Here is a 17,671-nt window from a genome sequence, read left to right as displayed (position 1 = left end):
GCTTGGCCATAGAAAAGCAGGGACCACTCCTCATCGGCGCTATCACCACGGATTGGCCGCAGTTCGGGTTCGGGGGGACGAACTGGGGTTTTCAGACGACGTCGTCGTGGCGGCTCGTAGGTGACGAAGGGATCGTCACGAGCAGCGGTAGTCCGGACCTCGAGTCCGGCGTGCTCGGGCTCGTTCATCTGAGCGTCGTCGCTGTATCCGAACAGGCGCGCCTCACTCCTGGGGACCCTGTCTTCCTGCTCGACAACGGGTGGCGGCTCGAGGTCTTCTCGGAACTCGCGCTCGATCCGTGGTCGATGATGCTGCCCGACATCGTCTTCGTGGGAGAACCCGGACGCTGATGATCGAGGAGCCGGGAGTGGGGCTTCCCGGCGAGCTGCGTCGACACCCGGAAGGCCGCATCGTGCGGAGTCGAGTGGCCGTCCTCGTCGTGGCGACGCGGACGAGGAGCCGACACGCCGCGCTCGGACCCACGCCGAGTCAGCACAACCGACAGGTCTGGACACCGTGATCTCTGAAGAGGAGAGACGCGTCGGCAGCAGGACGTTGACGTTCTCGTTGACCACGAATCGTCTCAGGACCGCACTATCAGTGGCAGACGCCTGCACGCAGCGAACCTTCATGCGGATCGGTCGGGACAACGGGTGGCTGCCATGGCAGGCCGTCATCGACTGGGCCGAGGAGCCGATCGAGCTGGCGCTGCTCGAGGACCTGCTCGCTGCGGCGCGCATGGGGCTCGACCTCGCCGAGGTGCCCGCGGATCTCTCCTCGACCGGCGTTCCTCCCGATGGCCCGAGAATCGGTGAGGTGTGGGTCAACGGGATCTGCTTCCGGACGACGCTGCTGTCACCGGCCTCGGGTGACGGAGAACAGCTGGAGTTCCGTCGTGTTCCAGGAGGAGGGCACCTCGTCGTGGAGCAGTGGGGCGGTGCGGGCTCGACGACGGCGTCCGTCCGCTACGGGGGACTCGCTGGAGAGTCCCCCGAATCGCGCGACATCGCGGTCCTGGACGTCCTCCTGGACGTGGCACGTGACCGCCTCGACGTTCCTCGTCCCGCGCGATATCGGGCACCGACCAGCGGCTCGGCGCGGCGTGATCGGCTCGCGCCCCCGGTCGTCGTTCCCTGGTCGGACCCTGACGAGGTCCCGCCGGAGATTGGTCGACTGCACTCGCTCGGGATGACGGACCTGATCGCATGGCGGCTGCTGACGGGGCGGCGAGGCCGCTGGTTCCAGGTTCGCCACGACGAGCTGTATCCAGGCACGCAGAGGATCCCGTTCGCCGGTCGGATCGACAACGACGATCTCGCCTGTGTCGTGCCGATGACGGGCGAGGTCGTCGTGGTGCACCTCGAAGCGTCTGCCGGGTGGGAGGCTCGCGGGACGTACCGCGACGTCTGGCACTTCATCGAGGAACGGCTGATCCCCGACCTCCTCGAGCGTCTCGAGGACGACGCCGAATTCGTGCGCCACGATGTCGCCCTCCGAGAAGACGACGAGTTCCAGGTACCGGTCGCCTGGCCGCAGGGACTGTCCCTGCCCCCTGAGTTGGCCCGTCTCCACGGTGCCGGCCTCGTCGACCTCGACGCATGGCGCCTGCTCGGCGATCCGTCCGATGACGAACTCGTCGAGGCAGCTCCCTTCTACCCTTCGAATTCGGACAGTCCGTGGGTCCTGTTCGCGCAACGCCGTGAACGAGGCGTGCGAGCATCGTGGAACCGGTTCACGGGGCAGGTGGCCACCTCCCCCTGGCTCGCGGATCCGGAGGACGAGTCCGAGGCCCGGTACGAGGACGTGCTGTCGTTCCTGGCCGAGGTCGTCTGGCCCGACTTCGTCGTCAGACATCGCCTCGAGTCTGCGGCGGAGCGCCGCGAGCGCCGGTTGCTTCCGTGACGGGTCGGCTCGCACCCGGCTACTCCCGGCGCCGGTCCACGCTACGAGGTAGCACTCGCCCTGGGCCGAGAGCACGTCCGCGTCACGACGACTCGGACGAACGCGGCTCCGACACACCTCCAGGCCCGAACCGAGGTGCGAGTGCCACATCAGGCAGCTCCACTAGCCGCGGGTGCTTGCTGGCGTAGCACTCGACGGCGCGTGACCCGTCGTCCGGAACAGGGCACCCGCGGGGCATGACCGTGCACCTGCAGCAGGAACAGCAGACGATGCTGTGGACGCTCGCCATGCACGCGCACGACGCCGCGTCCACCCGCCCGATCCTCGGCGACCGGTACGCCGCCGACCTGCTCGACCGTGTCGACGACCCGCCGCGGCTCGGGCTGAGCCTCGCCGGCAACACCCCGCTGATCTGCGCTCGCGCGAAGCTCATCGACGACGCCGCCCGGGCCTTCCTCGCCCGGCACGACGAGGCCGTGGTCCTGCACCTGGGCTGCGGGCTGGACAGTCGGTTGCTGCGGCTCGACCCCGGGCCGGGCATCCGGTGGTTCGACGTCGACCAGGATCCGGTCATCGAGTTGCGCCGAGAGCTCTACGGCGAGCGCGAGGGCGCCACCTCCGTCGCCGCGTCGGTCACCGACCCGGGCTGGTGGGCGCAGGTCCCCGACGACGTGCCGCGCCTCGTCCTCGCCGAGGGCCTCCTGATGTACCTCGATCCGGAGGGCGTGCACACCGCCGTCACCCACGCGCTCACGCCCGGCAGCACACTCGTCGCGGATACCGTCGCGCCCTGGGTCACGTGGATCGCGGGTCTCCAGCCAGCGATGCGCGCCGCCGACACGGGGTTCCTGTCGTCCACGAACGACCTCGCCGCCGCGGCCGGCGCAGTGAACCTCGAGGACGAGCTCTCGCTCGTCGATGCGACCGCGACCCGGACGGGCGGCCTCACCTCGACCGCGATCCGGCTGTTCGCGCTGGCCTCCGGTGGCCGGGACGCGATGGTCCTAAGAACGTATCGAAGGCCTTGACAGTCGTACTTGTTTTTTGCAAGTCTTCTTCCCGTTCGAGCACGACGACGAGGGAGCCTCCGATGATGTTCGTCAACCTGCCCGTGACCGACCTCGACCGCGCGAAGGCCTTCTACGAGGCCCTCGGGTTCCGGATCAACCCGCAGTTCAGCGACCACAACGCCGCGTGCGTCGTCGTCGAGGACGACCACAACTACTTCATGCTGATCACGCGGGACTACTTCGCGACCTTCACCAAGCTGCCGATCGGCGACCCGTCGAAGGCCGTCTCGTGCTCGACCGCGATCTTCCTCGACAGCCGCGAGCAGGTCGACGCGACGGTCGAGGCCGGCGTCGCCGCCGGCGGGAGCGAGCCGCAGCCCGCGTCCGACTACGGCTTCATGTACCAGCGCGGGTGCACCGACCCCGACGGCAACGTCGTCGACTTCGGCTGGATGGACCCGAAGGCCGGCGAGCAGCAGGCCTGATGGCGCCGCGCGAGTACGGCCAGTACGACGGCGTCACCCGGGCCCTCGAGCTGATCGGCGAGCGCTGGGCCCTGCTCATCGTGCGCGACCTGCTCGTCGGTCCCCGTCGCAACGGCGAGCTCGCGGCGGGCCTGCCGCGCATCCCGACGAACATTCTCGCGGCCAGGCTGAAGGAACTGCAGGCCGCCGGAATCATCCGACGGGCGCCCCGGTCGCGGATCATCATCTACGAACTGACGCCCTTCGGTCGCGAGCTCGAGCCGATCGTCCTCGGGCTCGCGGCGTGGGGGTTCAAGGCCCTGGGCGACCCGCGGGAGGAGCAGGTCATCACGCCCGACTCCATGACGATCGCCTTGCGCTCCGCCTTCCGCGCGCAGGTGGCGGCGGACCTGCCCGCCACCGCCTACGCCGCCCGGCTCGGGTCGGCGGAGCTGCTGATCCGGGTGGACGGGCCCTCGCTGGACGTGGCCCGCGGCAACGGCCCCGCCGACCTCGCCTTCGCCGCGGGCCCGGACATCCGACGCATCCTCTCGGGCGAGCTCGCCCCGGACCGGGCGATCGCGACCGGCGTCGTCGAGGTGCTGCGGGGGAGCGGCGACCTCCTCGGCCGTTTCGCCGAGACGTTCCACCTCGCTGCCTAGATCTTCCTGACGACGGGAGCTCCCGGAACTCGGTCGCTCCGGCGCCGGTGTCGTGGTGCCCTGCCGGGATGGACCTGCCCGACCACTTCGGCCCCGCCGTCGCCGAGGCCTACGACGATGACGACGACGTGCGCTTCACCGCCGAGCACCTGGCGGTCGAGTCACGGTTCCTCGCCGATCTCGCGGGCGACGGTGGCCGTGCCCTCGAATTCGCCATCGGCACCGGTCGCATCGCCGTCCCGCTGCGCGAGCGGGGCGTCGAGGTACACGGCATCGACCTGGCCGAGGCGATGGTGGCGAGGCTCCGCGCCAAGCGCGACGACATCCCCGTCGTGGTCGGCGACTACTCGTCGACGCAGGTCGGAGGGATGTTCGACCTCGTGTTCCTGGTGTTCAACTCGATCGGCAACGTGGTGACCCAGGACGCCCAGGTCGCCACCTTCACCAACGCCGCCCGCCACCTGCGTCCCGGCGGGCGCTTCGTCGTCGAGACTGAGGTGCCCGGCGTGCAGCGCCTTCCGCACGGCGAGCGGTTCCGGGTCTTCCGGCACGACACGCACGGGGTCGGCTACGACGAGTTCGACCGGGCGAGCCAGACGATGTGGTCGCACCACGTGTCCCTCGCCCCGGACGGCTCGGCCCGGCGCCGCTCGCTGCCGTTCCGCTACGCCTGGCCGGCCGAACTGGACCTGATGGCCCGGCTTGCCGGGATGGCCCTCGAGCAGCGGTGGGCGTGGTGGGACCGCTCGCCGTTCACCGACGCGAGCACCTCGCACGTGTCTGTCTGGACGCTCGACGTGTCGGCCCCGTGACGGCCCTTCTGGTCCGAAGTGCGGTGGCAGAACCGTGTCCTTCGGACTCGGTTCGCCGCCCTGCGCCCCGGTTCCGCCGCCATCGACCGGGTCTCGCTGTCGTTGTTGCGCTACCGTAGTGACATGACGTCCCCGCTCTCCGTGCGATTCGACAGCGAGGTGCTCGCGCGGCTCCGCCAGCATGCCGCTGCCGTACCCGGGGCAACCGCGTCCGGGCTCGCGCAACGCCTGGTCGACGAGGGGCTCAGGATGGCGGACCATCCGGGCGTCGTCTTCCGTGACGGACCGGCGGGTCGCCGTCCCGCGCTCGTCGTCGGGCCGGACGTCTGGGAGCTCGTGGTGTTCCTGCAGGAGATCGACGAGCGGGGCGAGGCAGCCGTCGACGCTGCCGCCGAGAACTTCGCCGTGCCCGCAGCCACCGTCGCGGCCGGGATCCGGTACTACACCGAGTTCTCGACAGAGATCGACGCGTGGATCGGCGAGGCCCGCGCCGCATCGGAGCGCGCTGAGGCCGAATGGGAGCGTCGGCGGGCCCTGCTCGCATGACGACCACTCCGTCGCCCGAGCGCCTGCTCCTCGACGAGATGTTCAGTCCTCGGCTGGCGGACTCGCTGACGAGCGAGGGACACGACGTGGTGGCGGTCGCGGGCCACCCGGTGCTCGCCGCTGCCTCGGACGTGCAGGTCGCCACCTGGGCAGCTCGCGACGAGCGTCGTGTCGTCACCGAGAACGTGCGCGACTTCGTGCCGCTGCTCGCGACGGTCGAGCCTCCACTCCAGCTCCTCCTCACCAGCTCCCGGCGTTACCCGCGCTCGCGTCAGAATCCGACACCGCTGCTGCAGGCCCTGAGTACCTGGCTCGCCGCGGAGGTCCCGCGGGCCACGCTGGAGTGGCTTCCGTGACGACCCCCGCCGAGTCGGCGAGACGAGGAACCTCGAAAACCGCCACCGCACCCGAGCGGCGCCCGCTAGCGTCCTGATCGTCGCCAGGGTCAGCAGCGCGCCGGCATCGCCGGGCCGCGTCCTGCGCATCGTGGCGGCACTGGACCGGGCCTCGAAAACCTGGATACCTCCTCACGCGCTCCGCCCGGGTCGTCGTGGTCGTCCTCGGACGGCCATGGCCGGACGGACGGCCCTGCGGGCTCCGGACTCCGGGTGGCCCCCGCCGACCGTCCGATGCCCGGGCGGAGCGCCCCGAGGACCGACGACGAGGAGAGATGCGGCGTGGAGGTGGGCGCCCGGCACGTGACGGTGCTCGAGTGGGAGCGCGTGCTGCGGCTGCGCGACGGGCGGGTGACCGAGCTCCTCGGCGCGGGCCGGCACCGGCACCGCCCGCGTCGGGAGCAGCTCGACGCCGTCGACGTGCGGCAGCGGCTCATGCCCGTCCTGGGGCAGGAGCTGATCACGGCGGACGGCGTGACGGTGCGGGTGAGCGGCCTGCTGACCTGGCGGGTCGTCGACGCGCGGGCGTTCGTGATCGTCGCGAGCGGGAGCGACCGGCTCCTCTACGGCGCGGTCCAGGAGGCGATGCGGACGGCGATCGCGGCGGCGACGCTCGACGAGCTCCTCGCCGATCGCGACCGGCTCCATCCGCAGGTCGGAGGCCCCGTCGCCGAGCAGGCGGCCGCGATCGGGGCCGAGGTCGACAGCCTGCGCGCGAAGGACCTCATGCTCCCGGGCGAGCTGCGACAGGCGGCCATGGACGTCGTCGTGACCCGGGAACGGGGGCGGGCCGAGCTCGAGCGCGCACGCGCCGAGGCGGCGACGCTGCGATCCCTCGCCAACACCGCGCGCCTGCTCGAGGAACACCCGGCGCTGCTGCAGCTGCGCACCCTGCAGACCGCGGCGCAGGCGCGGAGCACCGTCGTCCTCACACCGTCCGGCCTGCCGACGACGACGGGCACCTGAGGAACCCGCCGTCGGGAACGAGGCGTGGCTCACGCCAGGAGGCCGATCGGCTCCGGCACCCGACCGCCCACCCACGCGGGCCCGCCGCACGTCGTGCTCGCCCGGATGCCCGCGCCCCGTCCGAACCGGGGACTCCACACTGGAGCCCATGGACGGTCCCGACGAACCGGCCCCGACCTCGACGCGCCTGTGGTTCTCCCTGCTGCGCCGCCTCGGCCGGGGCCTGACGGGCCGGCGGATCGCGGTGCAGGACACGGCGTTCACGGTGGCGTCCGTGCACGGCCGTCCCGACGGCTGGTCCCTCGGCCGGGCGCGCGACGTGCGGCTGACCCTCCACGACGTCGCCGCGCCGGAGATCACGGCCCAGGAGCTCGTCGTCGAGTGCGACACGCTGACCGTCGGGTCGACCGTGTCCGCCACCGGCGTGCGCGTCACGGCCACCCTCTCGTCGTCGGCCTTCGCGTCGTTCGGCGACGGCAGCGAGGGGCCGCGGGTCACGGTCGAGGGCGGGGAGCTCCGCACGGCCTGGTGGCCCGGGATCACGCTGGCGCTGCGGCCCGAGGTCACCGCCGAGGAGCTCCGCTTCACGCCGGTCGCCGTCGTGACGCCGCTCGGTCGCTGGTCTTCGTGGGGGCTCCTGCCCTCCGGGACGGTGCCGTCGCCGGTGCTGCCCGGCGGGCTGCGGGTCACGGACATCGCGACGACAGGTGACGTCGTCGTGGTCCGCTCCGCGACCGACCGGTGGACCGCCACCCCGGCCGACCGGCCCCGACTCCGCGAGCTGCTCGCCGCGGCCTGACGAAGGCTCTTGACGGCGACGCGACGACCCGCAACAGTTAACCTCGTGGTTCACCATCAGTTCGCGGCGCTCGGGGACGCGACCCGTCTGGCGATCGTGGAGCGGCTCGCGCGCGGGCCGACCCCGGCCGGGGATCTCGTGGCGCCGTCGGCGATGTCGCTGCCCGCCGTCCTCAAGCACCTGCGGGTGCTCGAGGAGGCGGGGCTGGTGACGACCGTCAAGCGCGGCCGCGTGCGCGAGTGCCGGCTGCGCCCCGACGCCCTCGTCGCCGTCGCGGAGTGGACCGCACGTCAGCAGGCGCTCTGGTCGGCCCGACTGGACGCGCTCGGCACCCTCCTGGAGGAACAGTGACCACCGCCCCGCTCCTGTCGTTCGACCTCGACCGCACCTACTCCGCGCCTCCTGAGCGCGTGTGGGACGCCTTCACCCGCGCCGAGCTGCTGCAGCGCTGGGCGTGCCCGGACCCCGAGTGGCTGGTGTCGAGCTGCGAGGTCGACGCCCGGGTCGGCGGCGGCTACCGGGTCGTCTTCGGCCCACGTCCGGGCGGCGACGGGTTCAGCGAGGTGGCGACCTTCACGACCTTCGAGCCGGTCGAACGCCTCGTGCTCGACGTGGTCACCTCCGGCGAGGGCATGAACGAGACGTCGCGGTGCACGGTGGTGCTCGTCCCGGTCGACGGCGGGACCCGGCTCGACCTCACCGTCGAGGGGCTCTCGGGTCAGGAGGCCGCCGAGGGGATGCGCACGGGCTGGGAGTGGTGCCTCGAGGGCATCGCGGCGCAGCTCGAGCCCGCGGCCTGACCGGTCGTCTCAGGCCGCCTGCCGCGCGGCCTCGGCGTGCACCGCGCGGCGCAGCGCCTCGACGGGCGGGGAGTGGTCGTCGGCGCGGGTGCACAGCGAGATCGGGCAGGGGTCGGCATCGACGATCGGCACGTAGACCACCTCCGGGTGGCGGTAGCTGTCGGCGACCGACCCGCCCGTGATCGCCACGGCCCGGCCCGACGCGACGACCTCCAGCAGCTCGTCGAGGGTGTGCACGATCGGCCCGTACCGCACCGGGCGGCCGCTCGGACGCGGGTCGCAGGCCCACCACCGGACCCACACCGGGTCGGTCTCGTCGTCGTCGACGTGGGGGTCGTCGTCGAGGTCGAGCAGTTCGACCGATGCGCGGGTGGCGAGCCGGTGGCGCGCCGAGAGGGCCACGACCCGCGGCTCGTGGCGGACCACGTCGAGCCGCAGTCCGCCACAATCGACCACGGGCGGACGGACGAGCGACGCGTCGACGGTGCCGGCGCGGACCGCTTCGGCCTGGTCGGGCCAGGTCAACTGGACGAGCTGCACGGACACCGCCGGCAGCTCCTGCTGCATCGTCTCGAGGATGCGGCGGGTGTGGGTGCCGGTCGCGGCGGTCATGAACCCGAGGCGCAGCTCGCCGGCGACGAGACGGCGGTGCGCCTCGACCGCCGCCACCGCGCGGTCGGCCGCCGCCAGCGCGACCCGGGCCTCCGTCAGGAACCGTTGCCCGGCCTCGGTCGCGACGACGGGGTGCGCGCTGCGGTCGACGAGGTCGACCCCGAGCTTGCGCTCGAGCGTGCGGACCTGCTTGCTCAGCGCCGGCCCGCTCACGTAGAGCCGGGCGGCGGCCCGCCCGAAGTGCCCCTCGTCGACCACCGCCACCAGGTACCGCACGAGGTGCAGGTTCAGCTCCACGACGGCGAGTGTGCCAGCTCACCGCGTCGTCGAGCCGCTGAGCAGCGGTGATAACCAGCTGGTTCACGAGCAGGACGAGAAGTGTCGTGGACGGGCCGGGGGCGGGTCGTGACTCTCGTGGGCGCCACCGCACGAGGGAGGACCACCACGATGGGCCAGTACGACCACGAGTTCGTGACGATGTTCGCCGGGCTCGAGAAGCAGCTCCAGGACGTCGAGAACCCACGCCACCGCGCCATCCTGAAGAACTACCGCCGTCACGGACTGCTCGAGGTGGCGGGACGGTACAAGGAGCTGCTCGCGCCCGACATGACCGTCGAGCACCCGCACTACCGCCTCCACGAGGGCGGGCAGTCGATCATCCTCGACGGGATGGAGCAGGTCGTCGGCTTCTACGAGTCGCTGATGGCGGCGAACGCCATCGTCATGTGGGTGGCCGACCAGGACATCGCCGTCAACGACCACGGGTTCTCCGGCGAGGTCGTGTTCAACGCCTTCGTCCCCGCACCGATGCTCGGCGACAGCGCCTTCGCCGACATCCGCGCCGGCGAGGACGCGAGCGAGATGTACCTGCTGCGCCGCACCCTGGCGTTCGTCTGGCCCTACGACGACCGCCAGCGCCTCATCGGCGAGCACGTCTACGAGGACGCCGCGTCCCGCGAGATCACCCGCCCCGACCCGGCCGACGTCATCACCGCCGAGCGCGCCGCCGAACTGCTCGCGCCGGAGATCGACCGGGTCCTGCCGTGAGGCTCAGCGGAGCGGTCGCGCTGATCACCGGGGGAGCGCGCGGCCAGGGCCGTGCCCACGCCGTGCGGCTCGCCGAGGAGGGCGCCGACGTCGTCGTGGTCGACCTCTGCGCGCCGATCGCCTCGGCGCCCTACCCGATGCCGGATCCCGGTGAGCTCGAGCAGACGGTCGAGGCCGTCGAGGCGGTGGGTCGGCGTGCCCTCGCGGTGCAGGCCGACGTCCGCGACCTCGGAGCGCTGGAGAAGGCGGTCGCCGAGACCGTGGCGCGGTTCGGGCGCCTCGACGTCGTCGTCGCGAACGCCGGGATCGGCGGCTTCGCACCCGCGCTGGAGATGGACGAGGCCACGTGGCGGGAGATGATCGACATCAACCTGACCGGCGCGTTCCTGACGGTGCGGGCCGCGGCTCCCGCCGTCGTCGACGGCGGGCGCGGCGGCTCGATCGTGCTGACCAGCTCGGTCGCGGGTCTGATCGGCTTCCCGAACCTCGCGCACTACTGCGCGGCCAAGCACGGCCTCGTCGGGCTGATGAAGGTCCTGGCCGTCGAGCTCGCGCCCCACCGCATCCGCGTGAACACCGTGCACCCGACCAACGTCGACACCGACATGATCCAGAACCCGGCGATGTACGAGCTCTTCAGTGGCGGGCAGCCGAGAGCAGATCGCGCGACGGCCGCCGCGGCGATGCAGGGCATGCACGCCCTCCCGATCTCCTGGATCGACCCGGTCGACATCAGCAACGCCGTGGCGTGGTTGGCCTCCGACGAGGCGCGGTACGTCACCGGGGTCGCGCTTCCGGTGGACGGCGGGATGACGGCGCCGTACACGATTCCCCATGCCTGACGTCCCGACCCTCGCCGTCACCGGCGCGACCGGCCGCCTCGGTGGCCGGATCGCCCGCCGTCTCGCCGACCGCGGCATCCCGCTCCGTCTCGCGGTGCGTACCCCGGCCGGGGCCCCGGAGCTGCCGAACGCCGTGGCGGTCGCGTGCAGCTACGACCGGCCCGACCAGGTCCGCGAGGCCCTGAGCGGTATCGAGACCGTGCTCATGGTGTCGGGCTCGGAGACCCCGGACCGCGTCGAGCAGCACCGGACGTTCATCGACTCCGCCGCGGCGGCCGGGGTCGGGCGGCTGGTCTACATCTCCTTCGCCGAGGCCTCGCCGACGGCGACCTTCACCCTCGCCCGCGACCACGCGGCCACCGAGGAGCACCTCCACGCCTCCGGGCTCACGCCGGTCGTGCTGCGCGACAACTTCTACCTCGACTTCCTCCCGCAGCTCGTCGAGGCCGACGGCGTGATCCGCGGGCCGGCGGGGGAGGGTCGGGTCGCCGCCGTCGCGCAGGACGACATCGCCGACGCCGCGGCCGCCGTCCTCGCCGACCCCGCGCCGCACGACGGCCGGACCTACCGCCTCACCGGCCGCGAGGCCCTGACCCTGGGTGAGGCCGCGTCCAGGATCGGTCGTCACCGGGGCACCGACGTCCGGTTCGAGAACCAGACGGTCGACGAGGCCTACCGCTCCCGCGCCGGGCAGGCCCCGGAGTGGCAGCTCGACGCCTGGGTCAGCACCTACACCGCCATCGCCGCCGGTGAGCTGGCCGAGGTCACCGACGACGTCCCCACCCTCACCGGCCACCCCGCACTGACCCTCGACGACGTCCTGCGTCGCGCCTGAGAGGAGCCCGATCATGCCCGTCGACCTCGTCCACCCCGACCGCGTCCACCGCGTCGACGTCCACCACCAGGTCGCCGTGGCCACCGGTTCGCGCACGATCTACCTCGCGGGGCAGGTGTCGTGGGACGTCGACGGAAACCTCGTCGGCGCCGACGACGTCGCCGCGCAGGCCGAGCAGGCGTACCTCAACGTCCACGCCGCGCTCGAGGCGGTCGGCGCGACGCCGACCGACCTCGCCAAGGTCGTCGTCTATCTCGTCGACCTCGACGAGACGAAGGCCGAGCAGTTCGTCGTCGGTCGCGACCGGGCGGCCGCGAGGTTGGGCGTCGAGTTCCAGCAGCCGAGCACCTGGATCGGCGTCACGGCCCTCGCCGCGCCGGGCTACCTGGTCGAGGTCGACGCGGTCGCCGTCCTGCCCTGAACCTTCCCGACGACAGGTCTGGCGCGCCCGACCCGACGTCGGGAAGGGTTTCCTGCCATGGACGACGTCCGCTCGCTCATCCCCGCCGCCACGGACCGCTTCGGCGCGCGGGTGCACGCGGTGCCGGCGGAGCGGTGGTCGTCGCCGACGCCGTGCTCGGAGTGGACCGTGCGCGACCTGGTGGCCCACATGTGCTTCGAGCACCGGTGGGCGCCGCACGTGCTGGCGGGGGAGTCGATGGAGGAGGTCGGGGACCGGTACGACGGCGACCTGGTCGGCGACGACCCTGTCCGCGCGTGGGACGCCGCCGCGTTGCTGTCCCGCCCGGCGTGGACGGGCAGCGCCGCGCGGGTGCACACGTCGTTCGGGTGGCTGGCCGTCGAGGAGTACGCGGTCCAGATGCTGGTCGACCTCACCGTGCACGAGTGGGACCTCGCCCGCGGCGCCGGCCTCGACGAGCACCTGGACCCGGAGGCCGTGGGAGCAGCGCTCGCCTACATCCGCACCGGCCCGATCATGCTCACGGGCCCGGGTCTGTTCGACGCCGCGCTCCAGCCGTCCAGCGGTGACCCGCAGGCCGAGCTGCTCGCCGCCGTGGGTCGACGCGCCTGACGCAGCTCTCCCGCCGTCGCGACGCCGAGCGTTCAGGGCTCGCCATGGCGGGCAGCCACCACGCGCAGGGCGTACTCGACGTGATCGACGACCTCGGCGAGCGAGAGGGTGAACACCCCACCGTTCTCGTCGCGCCACGTCCGGTAGCCCTCGAGGTCGGGCTCGCCGGGGTCGGTCCCGAGCAGGTCGACCGCGCTGCGCTCGAAGGCCTCCTGGCTGAGCGGGACATGGGTGATGCAGGTCGTGTACCCCGAGTCCAACCGCGGGTTCGGTACCACGACGTCGTGCACGCTGAGGTGCACGATCTGTCCGAGCACCGGATCGGTCTCGGTCACCAGCACGCGCAGCCGCGAGTGCTCCTCGCCGGGACGGGTGCGGTAGCTCCACACCTGCCCGTCGTGAACATCGGTCATGTCGGGGGCCCTTCTCGACCTGGGTCCGTCGTCTGGTTCGGGAGAGTAGGCACGAGGCGGGTCACACCGCCTGAGATTTCTCGGATGTCGCCCCGGGGACAGGCCCGGCCTTCTCGAAGGGTCCGCGCTCGCCCGTCGCGCGGGACACGACGAGGTCGTTGACGCTGTCGATCCGACTGCGCCACGCTTCTCGGACACTGTCGAGCAGCTCGTCGAGGAGAAGCCGATGACCACGGGCACCCCGCACGTCCCTCCGGGCCGGCTCGGCGATCCCGCCCTCACGCTCGGCACGGATCCGCGTTCCGACCCCCGCATGGTCGCCGTGTTCGGGGCGCTCGGGGCGCTGGACCACCCCGCACCGAACCCGCTCACCGCGGACGCCGGCCGCGAGACCCTGCTCGGGTTCAGCGTCGCCGCGGAGGAGGCCTTCGAGGGCCTGTTCACCGTGCTGGCCCAGGACCTGAAGCCGGTGGACGGGGTGTCCCGCGAGGTCCGGACGGTGACCCGGGACGGCCACGAGATCGCGTTGCACGTGCACCGACCGGACGGCGTCGAGGGCCCGCTCCCGGTGATCGTCCAGATCCACGGCGGCGGCATGGTGATGCTGTCGGCCACGGGCCCGCTCTACGTGCACTGGCGCGACGAGATGGCGAAGGCGGGCGCGGTCGTCGTCGGGGTGGACTACCGCAACGCCGGAGGTGCCGCCGGCGCCAACCCGTTCCCGACGGGGCTCGACGACTGCGCCGCGGCCATCCGCTGGGTGCACGCGAACCTGGCGGAGCTGGGCGGCAGCCACATCGTGGTCACGGGCGACTCCGGCGGTGCCAACCTGTCCCTCGCGGTGGCGATCAAGGCGCGCCGGGAGGGCTGGCTCGACGAGATCGCGGGCGTCTACGCCCAGTGCCCGTACATCCTGGGCACCTGGGACGAGCCGCCCGCGGAGCTGCACTCGCTGTGGGAGAACAACAAGTACTGGCTGGACCGGGCGCTGTTCCCGCTGCTCGCGGAGGTCTACGACCCGGACGGCCGGAACGTCGACGACCCCACCTGTTGGCCGTCCCGCGCCGAGCCGTCCGACCTCGGCGGCCTGCCGCCGCACGTCATCTCAGTGAACGAGTGCGACCCCCTGCGCGACGAGGGCCTCGCCTACCACCGGCTGCTGGTGGCGGCGGGCGTCCCGTCGGTCGGGAAGATCAACCTCGGCCTGTGCCACGTCGGGGAGCTGCTCTTCCAGAACGCGATGCCGGAGGTGTACGCCGAGGCGGTCCGGGACGTGACGGGCTTCGCGCATTCTCTCGCGTCCTAGACGAGGGCCTCCCCACCGTCCCAGGTCAGCTGGAGCCGGCCGTCGATGGTCTCGAAGGCCACGCCCAGCACCTCGGAGTACGCCGGCTCGGCGACCCGGCCCGCGCGGTACAGCGTCGCGGTCCGGGTCTCGGGGTCGATGACGAGCACCTCCCGCACGCCGAGCTCGTCATACCAGGGGAGCTTCGCCCGCGTCTCGTCCTGCGGCGAGAGGATCTCGACGACGAGCTCGGCGCCCTCCGCGCCGCGGGAGGACCCGTCGTCGGGAAGGCGGTAGAGCTGATCGGGTACGCGGTAGTCCTCGCCGCTGCGGAACAGCCCGGTCTCGACCCGGGGGACGAGCCCACGGCGCTTCGCCAGGGGCCCGAGCAGCATCACGAGCTCCGTCGACAGTCCCTGATGCGCGTCACCGGGCGGGGGCACCATGTGCAGGACCCCGTCCCAGAGCTCGTCGCGGCGGTCGAGGCCGCGCGAGCGCCGCTCGGCCAGCAACGCCTCCGGCACGACGGCTCTCATCGTTCAAGGGTAGGTCGCACGATTCCTCCGGCACTAGCGCGTGGCACCCGGAGGACACAGCTCGATGTCGACCGCTCCCGGCCCCGCTTCCTCCATCGCCGCCATGAGGTGGACCCAGAAGGCCACCAGCGCGGCCTCGAGGGGCTTCATCAGCGGGAACACCGGCGCGTAGTCCGGGACGAGGTCCCGGAGCGTCCGCCCGAGCAGCGAGGGGTTGAGGTGCAGCCGAAGCTCCGGTTCGCGTTGGCCGGGCTGACCCCGCAGGACGATCACGTCACCGACGACCTCGGGCGGCACCTCTCCGGCTTCCTCGAGCTGCTCGAGCAGCATCGCGAACAGCTCGTTGTCCGTCGATCCCATGGGCTCCTCCTGTCACACGACGTCGTCATGAGATGAGAGGGGATCGGAGGCCAATCGGTTCCGTCGAATTTCTGCTCATCGGCGGTCGGGCAGCGAGACGACGCCTTCCGAACCGTGTCCGACGGACACGGTCTCGCCGTCACCGTCGATACGTCTGCCCGCTCTCCGGTGCACGGGCCGACCACGTGAGATCGGCGGCCGGTCGTTCCGGCAGCGGATCGGAGAGCGCCCTGGTGGTCACCCCGGTCGACGTCACAGCGATCCTGGTGCTCCGCGTGTCGATCGTCCCGGCGAGACGGTCGATCTCGTCGACCATCGCCTGCCAGGCCGCCTCCCGATCGTCCGCCTCCCGCATTAGCGACCGCAGGTCCTCGATCGGCACGTGCAGCGTCAGCGACGTGGGGAAGGCGTGCCCGTCGAGGTCGGAGAGTGTCAGGAGGTCGTTGCCGATGCCGATCGTCAGTTCGCCTCGGTCCGCGTAGTGCTCGATGAGGCGCTCGTAGTACGCGTCGAGCGCGAACTTCTCCTCGACCACGGGGGCGAACGGCGTCTTCGTCCCGTCGGGTCGGTACGACTCGACGCCGTAGCTGACGACGACGAGCTCGGTCTCTCCGTCGCGCGCCGTGTGAACCGCCTCCCAGATGTGCACGAGGAACAGGCCGATCGAGGAGCCGACCGGGTCCATCCCCGGCTGGACGTAGCTGCTGGCGGCGATCTCGCGAACGGTCCTGCCGACCGTCTGCGGGTCGACGTGGAGCCGCATCGCGGGGTCGAGCTCGAGGCCTTCGAACACGGAGATCGTGACGACGCCGGGCTCACCGTCGGTGTCGATCGAGCTGCTCGACACCAGCGTGCCGAGGAGCCGGTCGTAGAGCTCCTGATCGTCCACGTGCGTCTCCTCCCGTGAGGTCTCCCAGCCTGACCGATGCCGGGGGAGCGCACGTTCGATTTCCCCGTTCCCGACGACGGGTCTGCGCTCATCGAGGGGGCAGGCCCAGCCGCACCGGTGAACCCGGACGCTCGCTGCCGGCACAGCACGCACCGCTTCCGTCGTGGTCGACGAGTCGGGGGAGGTCGTCACCATCTATACCGACCCGGCAGACGACTGGACGACCTGTGCACGATGGGCACCACGACTCGGCGGCACCCCGCGCTCGCCCGCATGCAAGAGCTGCAGCACGAGGAGCGACAGCGGCGGGCTGCCCACCCGGAACTCGCGCTGCGCCTCGCGATCGCTGATCTCGTCTCGGGCTGTGCGAGGCAGTACTACGCCGACCACGCCCTGAGCGACGATCTCGCCCGCCTCGACGCGGCGCATGCTCTGCTCGATGCTCCGGGGCAGTACCACTCAGGGACGAGGTTCGAGACGGCAAGCCTCGAGACCGTCGGGCTGCTCGTCGCGGCGATCCACCCGCGGCGCGACGACGCGATCGACCTCGATGCCGAGGACGAGCTCCGTCGGGAGGTCGTCGACGTGCCCTCGCGCACGATCCTGGGGCGTAGCGACCAGGAGTCGCCGGGAGAGCTGCTGTGTTGGAACGAAGCCACGTGCTTGCTCGAAAGTGTCACGGTTCCTTTCCGTTGCGCCTCCGCGGTCTCAGGGCTGGGGTTCCTCGGTGCTCCGGACCGATTCGGCCTGATCGACCCCATGGTCGACCTCGCTCGGCGCTATGAGGCCGCTCCGGATGAGCGCGGCAAGCTCGACGATGAGATCCGCGAGTCCGCGACGACGTTCGTGGAGTGGTTCGCGGCGGAGCGCGGGCTCGTTCGGGGCGCCGAGTAGATCCATAGCTTGCGGTGGAGAAATCATCATGGCCGCCGTCGTGGAGCCTTCGCGACCGACCCCGCGACTCGGCCGCCCGCGCGAGCTGAACGAAATGCCCACCACGGGCGAGCCGACTCCGGATCGATGTCGCTCGACGACGGCGAGGAGGCGACATGCCCGACGAGGTGGCACTGCTCCCGGGCACGGTCGAGCAGCTGATCGCGCGGACGCTGCGCGTGCCCGCGTTCGACGGCCCCGAGGGTGACGGGGAGGTGGTCGCGCGCCAGCTCGACGTCGCGCTGCTCTCCGAGGGCTACGTCGCCTCGACCGACGTCCTCGCACACCTGGCCGGGCTCGAGGCCGGGGCGGCGTTCGACGCTGCCGTGCAGATCGTCGCCGCCGCGAAGCGCCGCATCGGCTCGCACGTCGAGCACAACCCGTACTTCATCGACTTCCCCGCCGGCGTCCCGCCGACCGAGCACTTCTGGCTGCAGTGCCTGGCGTCACACGGTGTGGCGGTCGAGGGCGCGGTCGACCTCACGACCCTCCCCACCTACGGCCGTTACCAGCACTCCTTCGCCGAGATG

General features: G+C 71.8%; 25 protein-coding genes. 19 read left to right on the top strand and 6 right to left on the bottom strand.

Features of this window, described 5'->3' with window-relative positions; genetic code table 11:
- Positions 1 to 2: 2 nt before the first annotated feature.
- The 12 genes from WCD74_RS03290 (at position 3) to WCD74_RS03235 (ending at position 8,356) form a co-directional block, all read left to right on the top strand.
- Positions 3 to 350, top strand: a complete 348-nt coding sequence (locus WCD74_RS03290; protein WP_337693385.1) for a hypothetical protein — start codon at positions 3 to 5, stop codon at positions 348 to 350.
- Positions 351 to 600: 250 nt separating this feature from the next.
- Entirely contained in the window at positions 601 to 1,902 is a 1,302-nt protein-coding gene (locus tag WCD74_RS03285) for a hypothetical protein (protein WP_337693384.1), read from the top strand.
- A gap of 236 nt (positions 1,903 to 2,138) precedes the next feature.
- Complete coding sequence (locus WCD74_RS03280) at positions 2,139 to 2,930, top strand: class I SAM-dependent methyltransferase (protein WP_337693383.1); 792 nt, start codon at positions 2,139 to 2,141, stop codon at positions 2,928 to 2,930.
- Between the two features lie 62 nt (positions 2,931 to 2,992).
- The gene (locus tag WCD74_RS03275; protein WP_337693382.1) at positions 2,993 to 3,397 is read left to right on the top strand and encodes a VOC family protein; all 405 of its coding nucleotides are present in this window, start codon (positions 2,993 to 2,995) and stop codon (positions 3,395 to 3,397) included.
- On the top strand, positions 3,397 to 4,038 hold the full coding sequence (locus tag WCD74_RS03270; protein ID WP_337693381.1) for a winged helix-turn-helix transcriptional regulator: 642 nt from the start codon (positions 3,397 to 3,399) through the stop codon (positions 4,036 to 4,038). The genes WCD74_RS03275 and WCD74_RS03270 overlap by 1 nt, the downstream gene beginning before the upstream one ends.
- Before the next feature lie 68 nt (positions 4,039 to 4,106).
- On the top strand, positions 4,107 to 4,850 hold the full coding sequence (locus WCD74_RS03265; RefSeq protein ID WP_337693380.1) for a class I SAM-dependent methyltransferase: 744 nt from the start codon (positions 4,107 to 4,109) through the stop codon (positions 4,848 to 4,850).
- 18 nt (positions 4,851 to 4,868) lie between these two features.
- Positions 4,869 to 5,396: a hypothetical protein gene (locus tag WCD74_RS03260; RefSeq protein WP_337693379.1), complete on the top strand. Its 528-nt coding sequence runs from the start codon at positions 4,869 to 4,871 to the stop codon at positions 5,394 to 5,396.
- Entirely contained in the window at positions 5,393 to 5,752 is a 360-nt protein-coding gene (locus WCD74_RS03255; RefSeq protein WP_337693378.1) for a DUF5615 family PIN-like protein, read from the top strand. The genes WCD74_RS03260 and WCD74_RS03255 overlap by 4 nt, the downstream gene beginning before the upstream one ends.
- A 321-nt stretch (positions 5,753 to 6,073) precedes the next feature.
- Positions 6,074 to 6,757 carry a slipin family protein gene (locus WCD74_RS03250; protein WP_337693377.1) on the top strand — a complete coding sequence of 228 codons (684 nt, stop codon included), beginning with the start codon at positions 6,074 to 6,076 and terminating at the stop codon, positions 6,755 to 6,757.
- 148 nt (positions 6,758 to 6,905) lie between these two features.
- Positions 6,906 to 7,556, top strand: coding sequence for a hypothetical protein (locus WCD74_RS03245; RefSeq protein ID WP_337693376.1), 651 nt, complete (start codon positions 6,906 to 6,908; stop codon positions 7,554 to 7,556).
- Between the two features lie 45 nt (positions 7,557 to 7,601).
- Positions 7,602 to 7,907, top strand: a complete 306-nt coding sequence (locus WCD74_RS03240; protein ID WP_337693375.1) for an ArsR/SmtB family transcription factor — start codon at positions 7,602 to 7,604, stop codon at positions 7,905 to 7,907.
- Positions 7,904 to 8,356: an SRPBCC family protein gene (locus WCD74_RS03235; RefSeq protein ID WP_337693374.1), complete on the top strand. Its 453-nt coding sequence runs from the start codon at positions 7,904 to 7,906 to the stop codon at positions 8,354 to 8,356. The genes WCD74_RS03240 and WCD74_RS03235 overlap by 4 nt, the downstream gene beginning before the upstream one ends.
- A 9-nt stretch (positions 8,357 to 8,365) precedes the next feature.
- Here WCD74_RS03235 and WCD74_RS03230 read toward each other — a convergent pair whose 3' ends face one another.
- The gene (locus WCD74_RS03230) at positions 8,366 to 9,265 is read right to left on the bottom strand and encodes a LysR family transcriptional regulator (protein WP_337693373.1); all 900 of its coding nucleotides are present in this window, start codon (positions 9,263 to 9,265) and stop codon (positions 8,366 to 8,368) included.
- 150 nt (positions 9,266 to 9,415) lie between these two features.
- On the opposite strand from WCD74_RS03230, the gene WCD74_RS03225 reads away from it, so the two are divergent.
- From WCD74_RS03225 to WCD74_RS03205, 5 genes are read left to right on the top strand one after another with little or no spacing between them, the layout of a single operon-like run.
- Complete coding sequence (locus WCD74_RS03225; RefSeq protein ID WP_337693372.1) at positions 9,416 to 10,015, top strand: hypothetical protein; 600 nt, start codon at positions 9,416 to 9,418, stop codon at positions 10,013 to 10,015.
- Complete coding sequence (locus tag WCD74_RS03220) at positions 10,012 to 10,857, top strand: mycofactocin-coupled SDR family oxidoreductase (protein WP_337693371.1); 846 nt, start codon at positions 10,012 to 10,014, stop codon at positions 10,855 to 10,857. Before WCD74_RS03225 ends, WCD74_RS03220 begins: the two co-directional genes overlap by 4 nt.
- Positions 10,850 to 11,692, top strand: a complete 843-nt coding sequence (locus WCD74_RS03215; RefSeq protein WP_337693370.1) for an NAD(P)H-binding protein — start codon at positions 10,850 to 10,852, stop codon at positions 11,690 to 11,692. The genes WCD74_RS03220 and WCD74_RS03215 overlap by 8 nt, the downstream gene beginning before the upstream one ends.
- Before the next feature lie 13 nt (positions 11,693 to 11,705).
- On the top strand, positions 11,706 to 12,113 hold the full coding sequence (locus WCD74_RS03210) for a RidA family protein (RefSeq protein ID WP_337693369.1): 408 nt from the start codon (positions 11,706 to 11,708) through the stop codon (positions 12,111 to 12,113).
- Between the two features lie 57 nt (positions 12,114 to 12,170).
- Positions 12,171 to 12,725: a TIGR03086 family metal-binding protein gene (locus WCD74_RS03205; protein WP_337693368.1), complete on the top strand. Its 555-nt coding sequence runs from the start codon at positions 12,171 to 12,173 to the stop codon at positions 12,723 to 12,725.
- 32 nt (positions 12,726 to 12,757) lie between these two features.
- On the opposite strand, the gene WCD74_RS03200 is transcribed toward WCD74_RS03205, so the two are convergent.
- The gene (locus WCD74_RS03200) at positions 12,758 to 13,138 is read right to left on the bottom strand and encodes a hypothetical protein (protein WP_337693367.1); all 381 of its coding nucleotides are present in this window, start codon (positions 13,136 to 13,138) and stop codon (positions 12,758 to 12,760) included.
- Positions 13,139 to 13,364: 226 nt separating this feature from the next.
- Here WCD74_RS03200 and WCD74_RS03195 point away from each other — a divergent pair, with 226 nt between their 5' ends.
- Positions 13,365 to 14,444, top strand: a complete 1,080-nt coding sequence (locus WCD74_RS03195) for an alpha/beta hydrolase fold domain-containing protein (protein ID WP_337693366.1) — start codon at positions 13,365 to 13,367, stop codon at positions 14,442 to 14,444.
- Here WCD74_RS03195 and WCD74_RS03190 read toward each other — a convergent pair.
- The 3 genes from WCD74_RS03190 to WCD74_RS03180 form a co-directional block, all read right to left on the bottom strand.
- The gene (locus WCD74_RS03190) at positions 14,441 to 14,959 is read right to left on the bottom strand and encodes a Uma2 family endonuclease (protein ID WP_337693365.1); all 519 of its coding nucleotides are present in this window, start codon (positions 14,957 to 14,959) and stop codon (positions 14,441 to 14,443) included. The two genes, WCD74_RS03195 and WCD74_RS03190, sit on opposite strands and share 4 nt — an antisense overlap.
- A 33-nt stretch (positions 14,960 to 14,992) precedes the next feature.
- Positions 14,993 to 15,319, bottom strand: a complete 327-nt coding sequence (locus tag WCD74_RS03185; RefSeq protein WP_337693364.1) for a hypothetical protein — start codon at positions 15,317 to 15,319, stop codon at positions 14,993 to 14,995.
- A gap of 139 nt (positions 15,320 to 15,458) precedes the next feature.
- A complete protein-coding gene (locus WCD74_RS03180) occupies positions 15,459 to 16,208 on the bottom strand; it encodes a hypothetical protein (protein ID WP_337693363.1) in 750 nt (249 codons plus the stop codon).
- A 273-nt stretch (positions 16,209 to 16,481) separates the two neighbouring features.
- Between WCD74_RS03180 and WCD74_RS03175 the strand changes: the two genes are divergently transcribed.
- Positions 16,482 to 17,102, top strand: a complete 621-nt coding sequence (locus tag WCD74_RS03175; protein ID WP_337693362.1) for a hypothetical protein — start codon at positions 16,482 to 16,484, stop codon at positions 17,100 to 17,102.
- A gap of 26 nt (positions 17,103 to 17,128) precedes the next feature.
- Here WCD74_RS03175 and WCD74_RS03170 read toward each other — a convergent pair whose 3' ends face one another.
- A complete protein-coding gene (locus WCD74_RS03170) occupies positions 17,129 to 17,518 on the bottom strand; it encodes a hypothetical protein (protein WP_337693361.1) in 390 nt (129 codons plus the stop codon).
- Positions 17,519 to 17,671 lie beyond the last annotated feature (153 nt).

It is taken from the genome of Actinomycetospora aurantiaca, assembly GCF_037401875.1.
GTDB lineage: Bacteria > Actinomycetota > Actinomycetes > Mycobacteriales > Pseudonocardiaceae > Actinomycetospora > Actinomycetospora aurantiaca.
Note: the sequence above shows the minus strand (reverse complement) of the source record. Positions and strands in the feature narration are given on the sequence as shown.

What these genes read in the sequence shown, in the direction of transcription:
- WCD74_RS03280 (WP_337693383.1), top strand. Translation starts at nt 2,139, where the DNA reads ATGACCGTGCACCTGCAGCAGGAACAGCAGACGATGCTGTGGACGCTC.
- WCD74_RS03275 (WP_337693382.1), top strand. Translation starts at nt 2,993, where the DNA reads ATGATGTTCGTCAACCTGCCCGTGACCGACCTCGACCGCGCGAAGGCC.
- WCD74_RS03270 (WP_337693381.1), top strand. Translation starts at nt 3,397, where the DNA reads ATGGCGCCGCGCGAGTACGGCCAGTACGACGGCGTCACCCGGGCCCTC.
- WCD74_RS03265 (WP_337693380.1), top strand. Translation starts at nt 4,107, where the DNA reads ATGGACCTGCCCGACCACTTCGGCCCCGCCGTCGCCGAGGCCTACGAC.
- WCD74_RS03255 (WP_337693378.1), top strand. Translation starts at nt 5,393, where the DNA reads ATGACGACCACTCCGTCGCCCGAGCGCCTGCTCCTCGACGAGATGTTC.
- WCD74_RS03245 (WP_337693376.1), top strand. Translation starts at nt 6,906, where the DNA reads ATGGACGGTCCCGACGAACCGGCCCCGACCTCGACGCGCCTGTGGTTC.
- WCD74_RS03225 (WP_337693372.1), top strand. Translation starts at nt 9,416, where the DNA reads ATGGGCCAGTACGACCACGAGTTCGTGACGATGTTCGCCGGGCTCGAG.
- WCD74_RS03215 (WP_337693370.1), top strand. Translation starts at nt 10,850, where the DNA reads ATGCCTGACGTCCCGACCCTCGCCGTCACCGGCGCGACCGGCCGCCTC.
- WCD74_RS03210 (WP_337693369.1), top strand. Translation starts at nt 11,706, where the DNA reads ATGCCCGTCGACCTCGTCCACCCCGACCGCGTCCACCGCGTCGACGTC.
- WCD74_RS03205 (WP_337693368.1), top strand. Translation starts at nt 12,171, where the DNA reads ATGGACGACGTCCGCTCGCTCATCCCCGCCGCCACGGACCGCTTCGGC.
- WCD74_RS03200 (WP_337693367.1), bottom strand. Translation starts at nt 13,138, where the DNA reads ATGACCGATGTTCACGACGGGCAGGTGTGGAGCTACCGCACCCGTCCC.
- WCD74_RS03195 (WP_337693366.1), top strand. Translation starts at nt 13,365, where the DNA reads ATGACCACGGGCACCCCGCACGTCCCTCCGGGCCGGCTCGGCGATCCC.
- WCD74_RS03190 (WP_337693365.1), bottom strand. Translation starts at nt 14,959, where the DNA reads ATGAGAGCCGTCGTGCCGGAGGCGTTGCTGGCCGAGCGGCGCTCGCGC.
- WCD74_RS03185 (WP_337693364.1), bottom strand. Translation starts at nt 15,319, where the DNA reads ATGGGATCGACGGACAACGAGCTGTTCGCGATGCTGCTCGAGCAGCTC.
- WCD74_RS03175 (WP_337693362.1), top strand. Translation starts at nt 16,482, where the DNA reads ATGCAAGAGCTGCAGCACGAGGAGCGACAGCGGCGGGCTGCCCACCCG.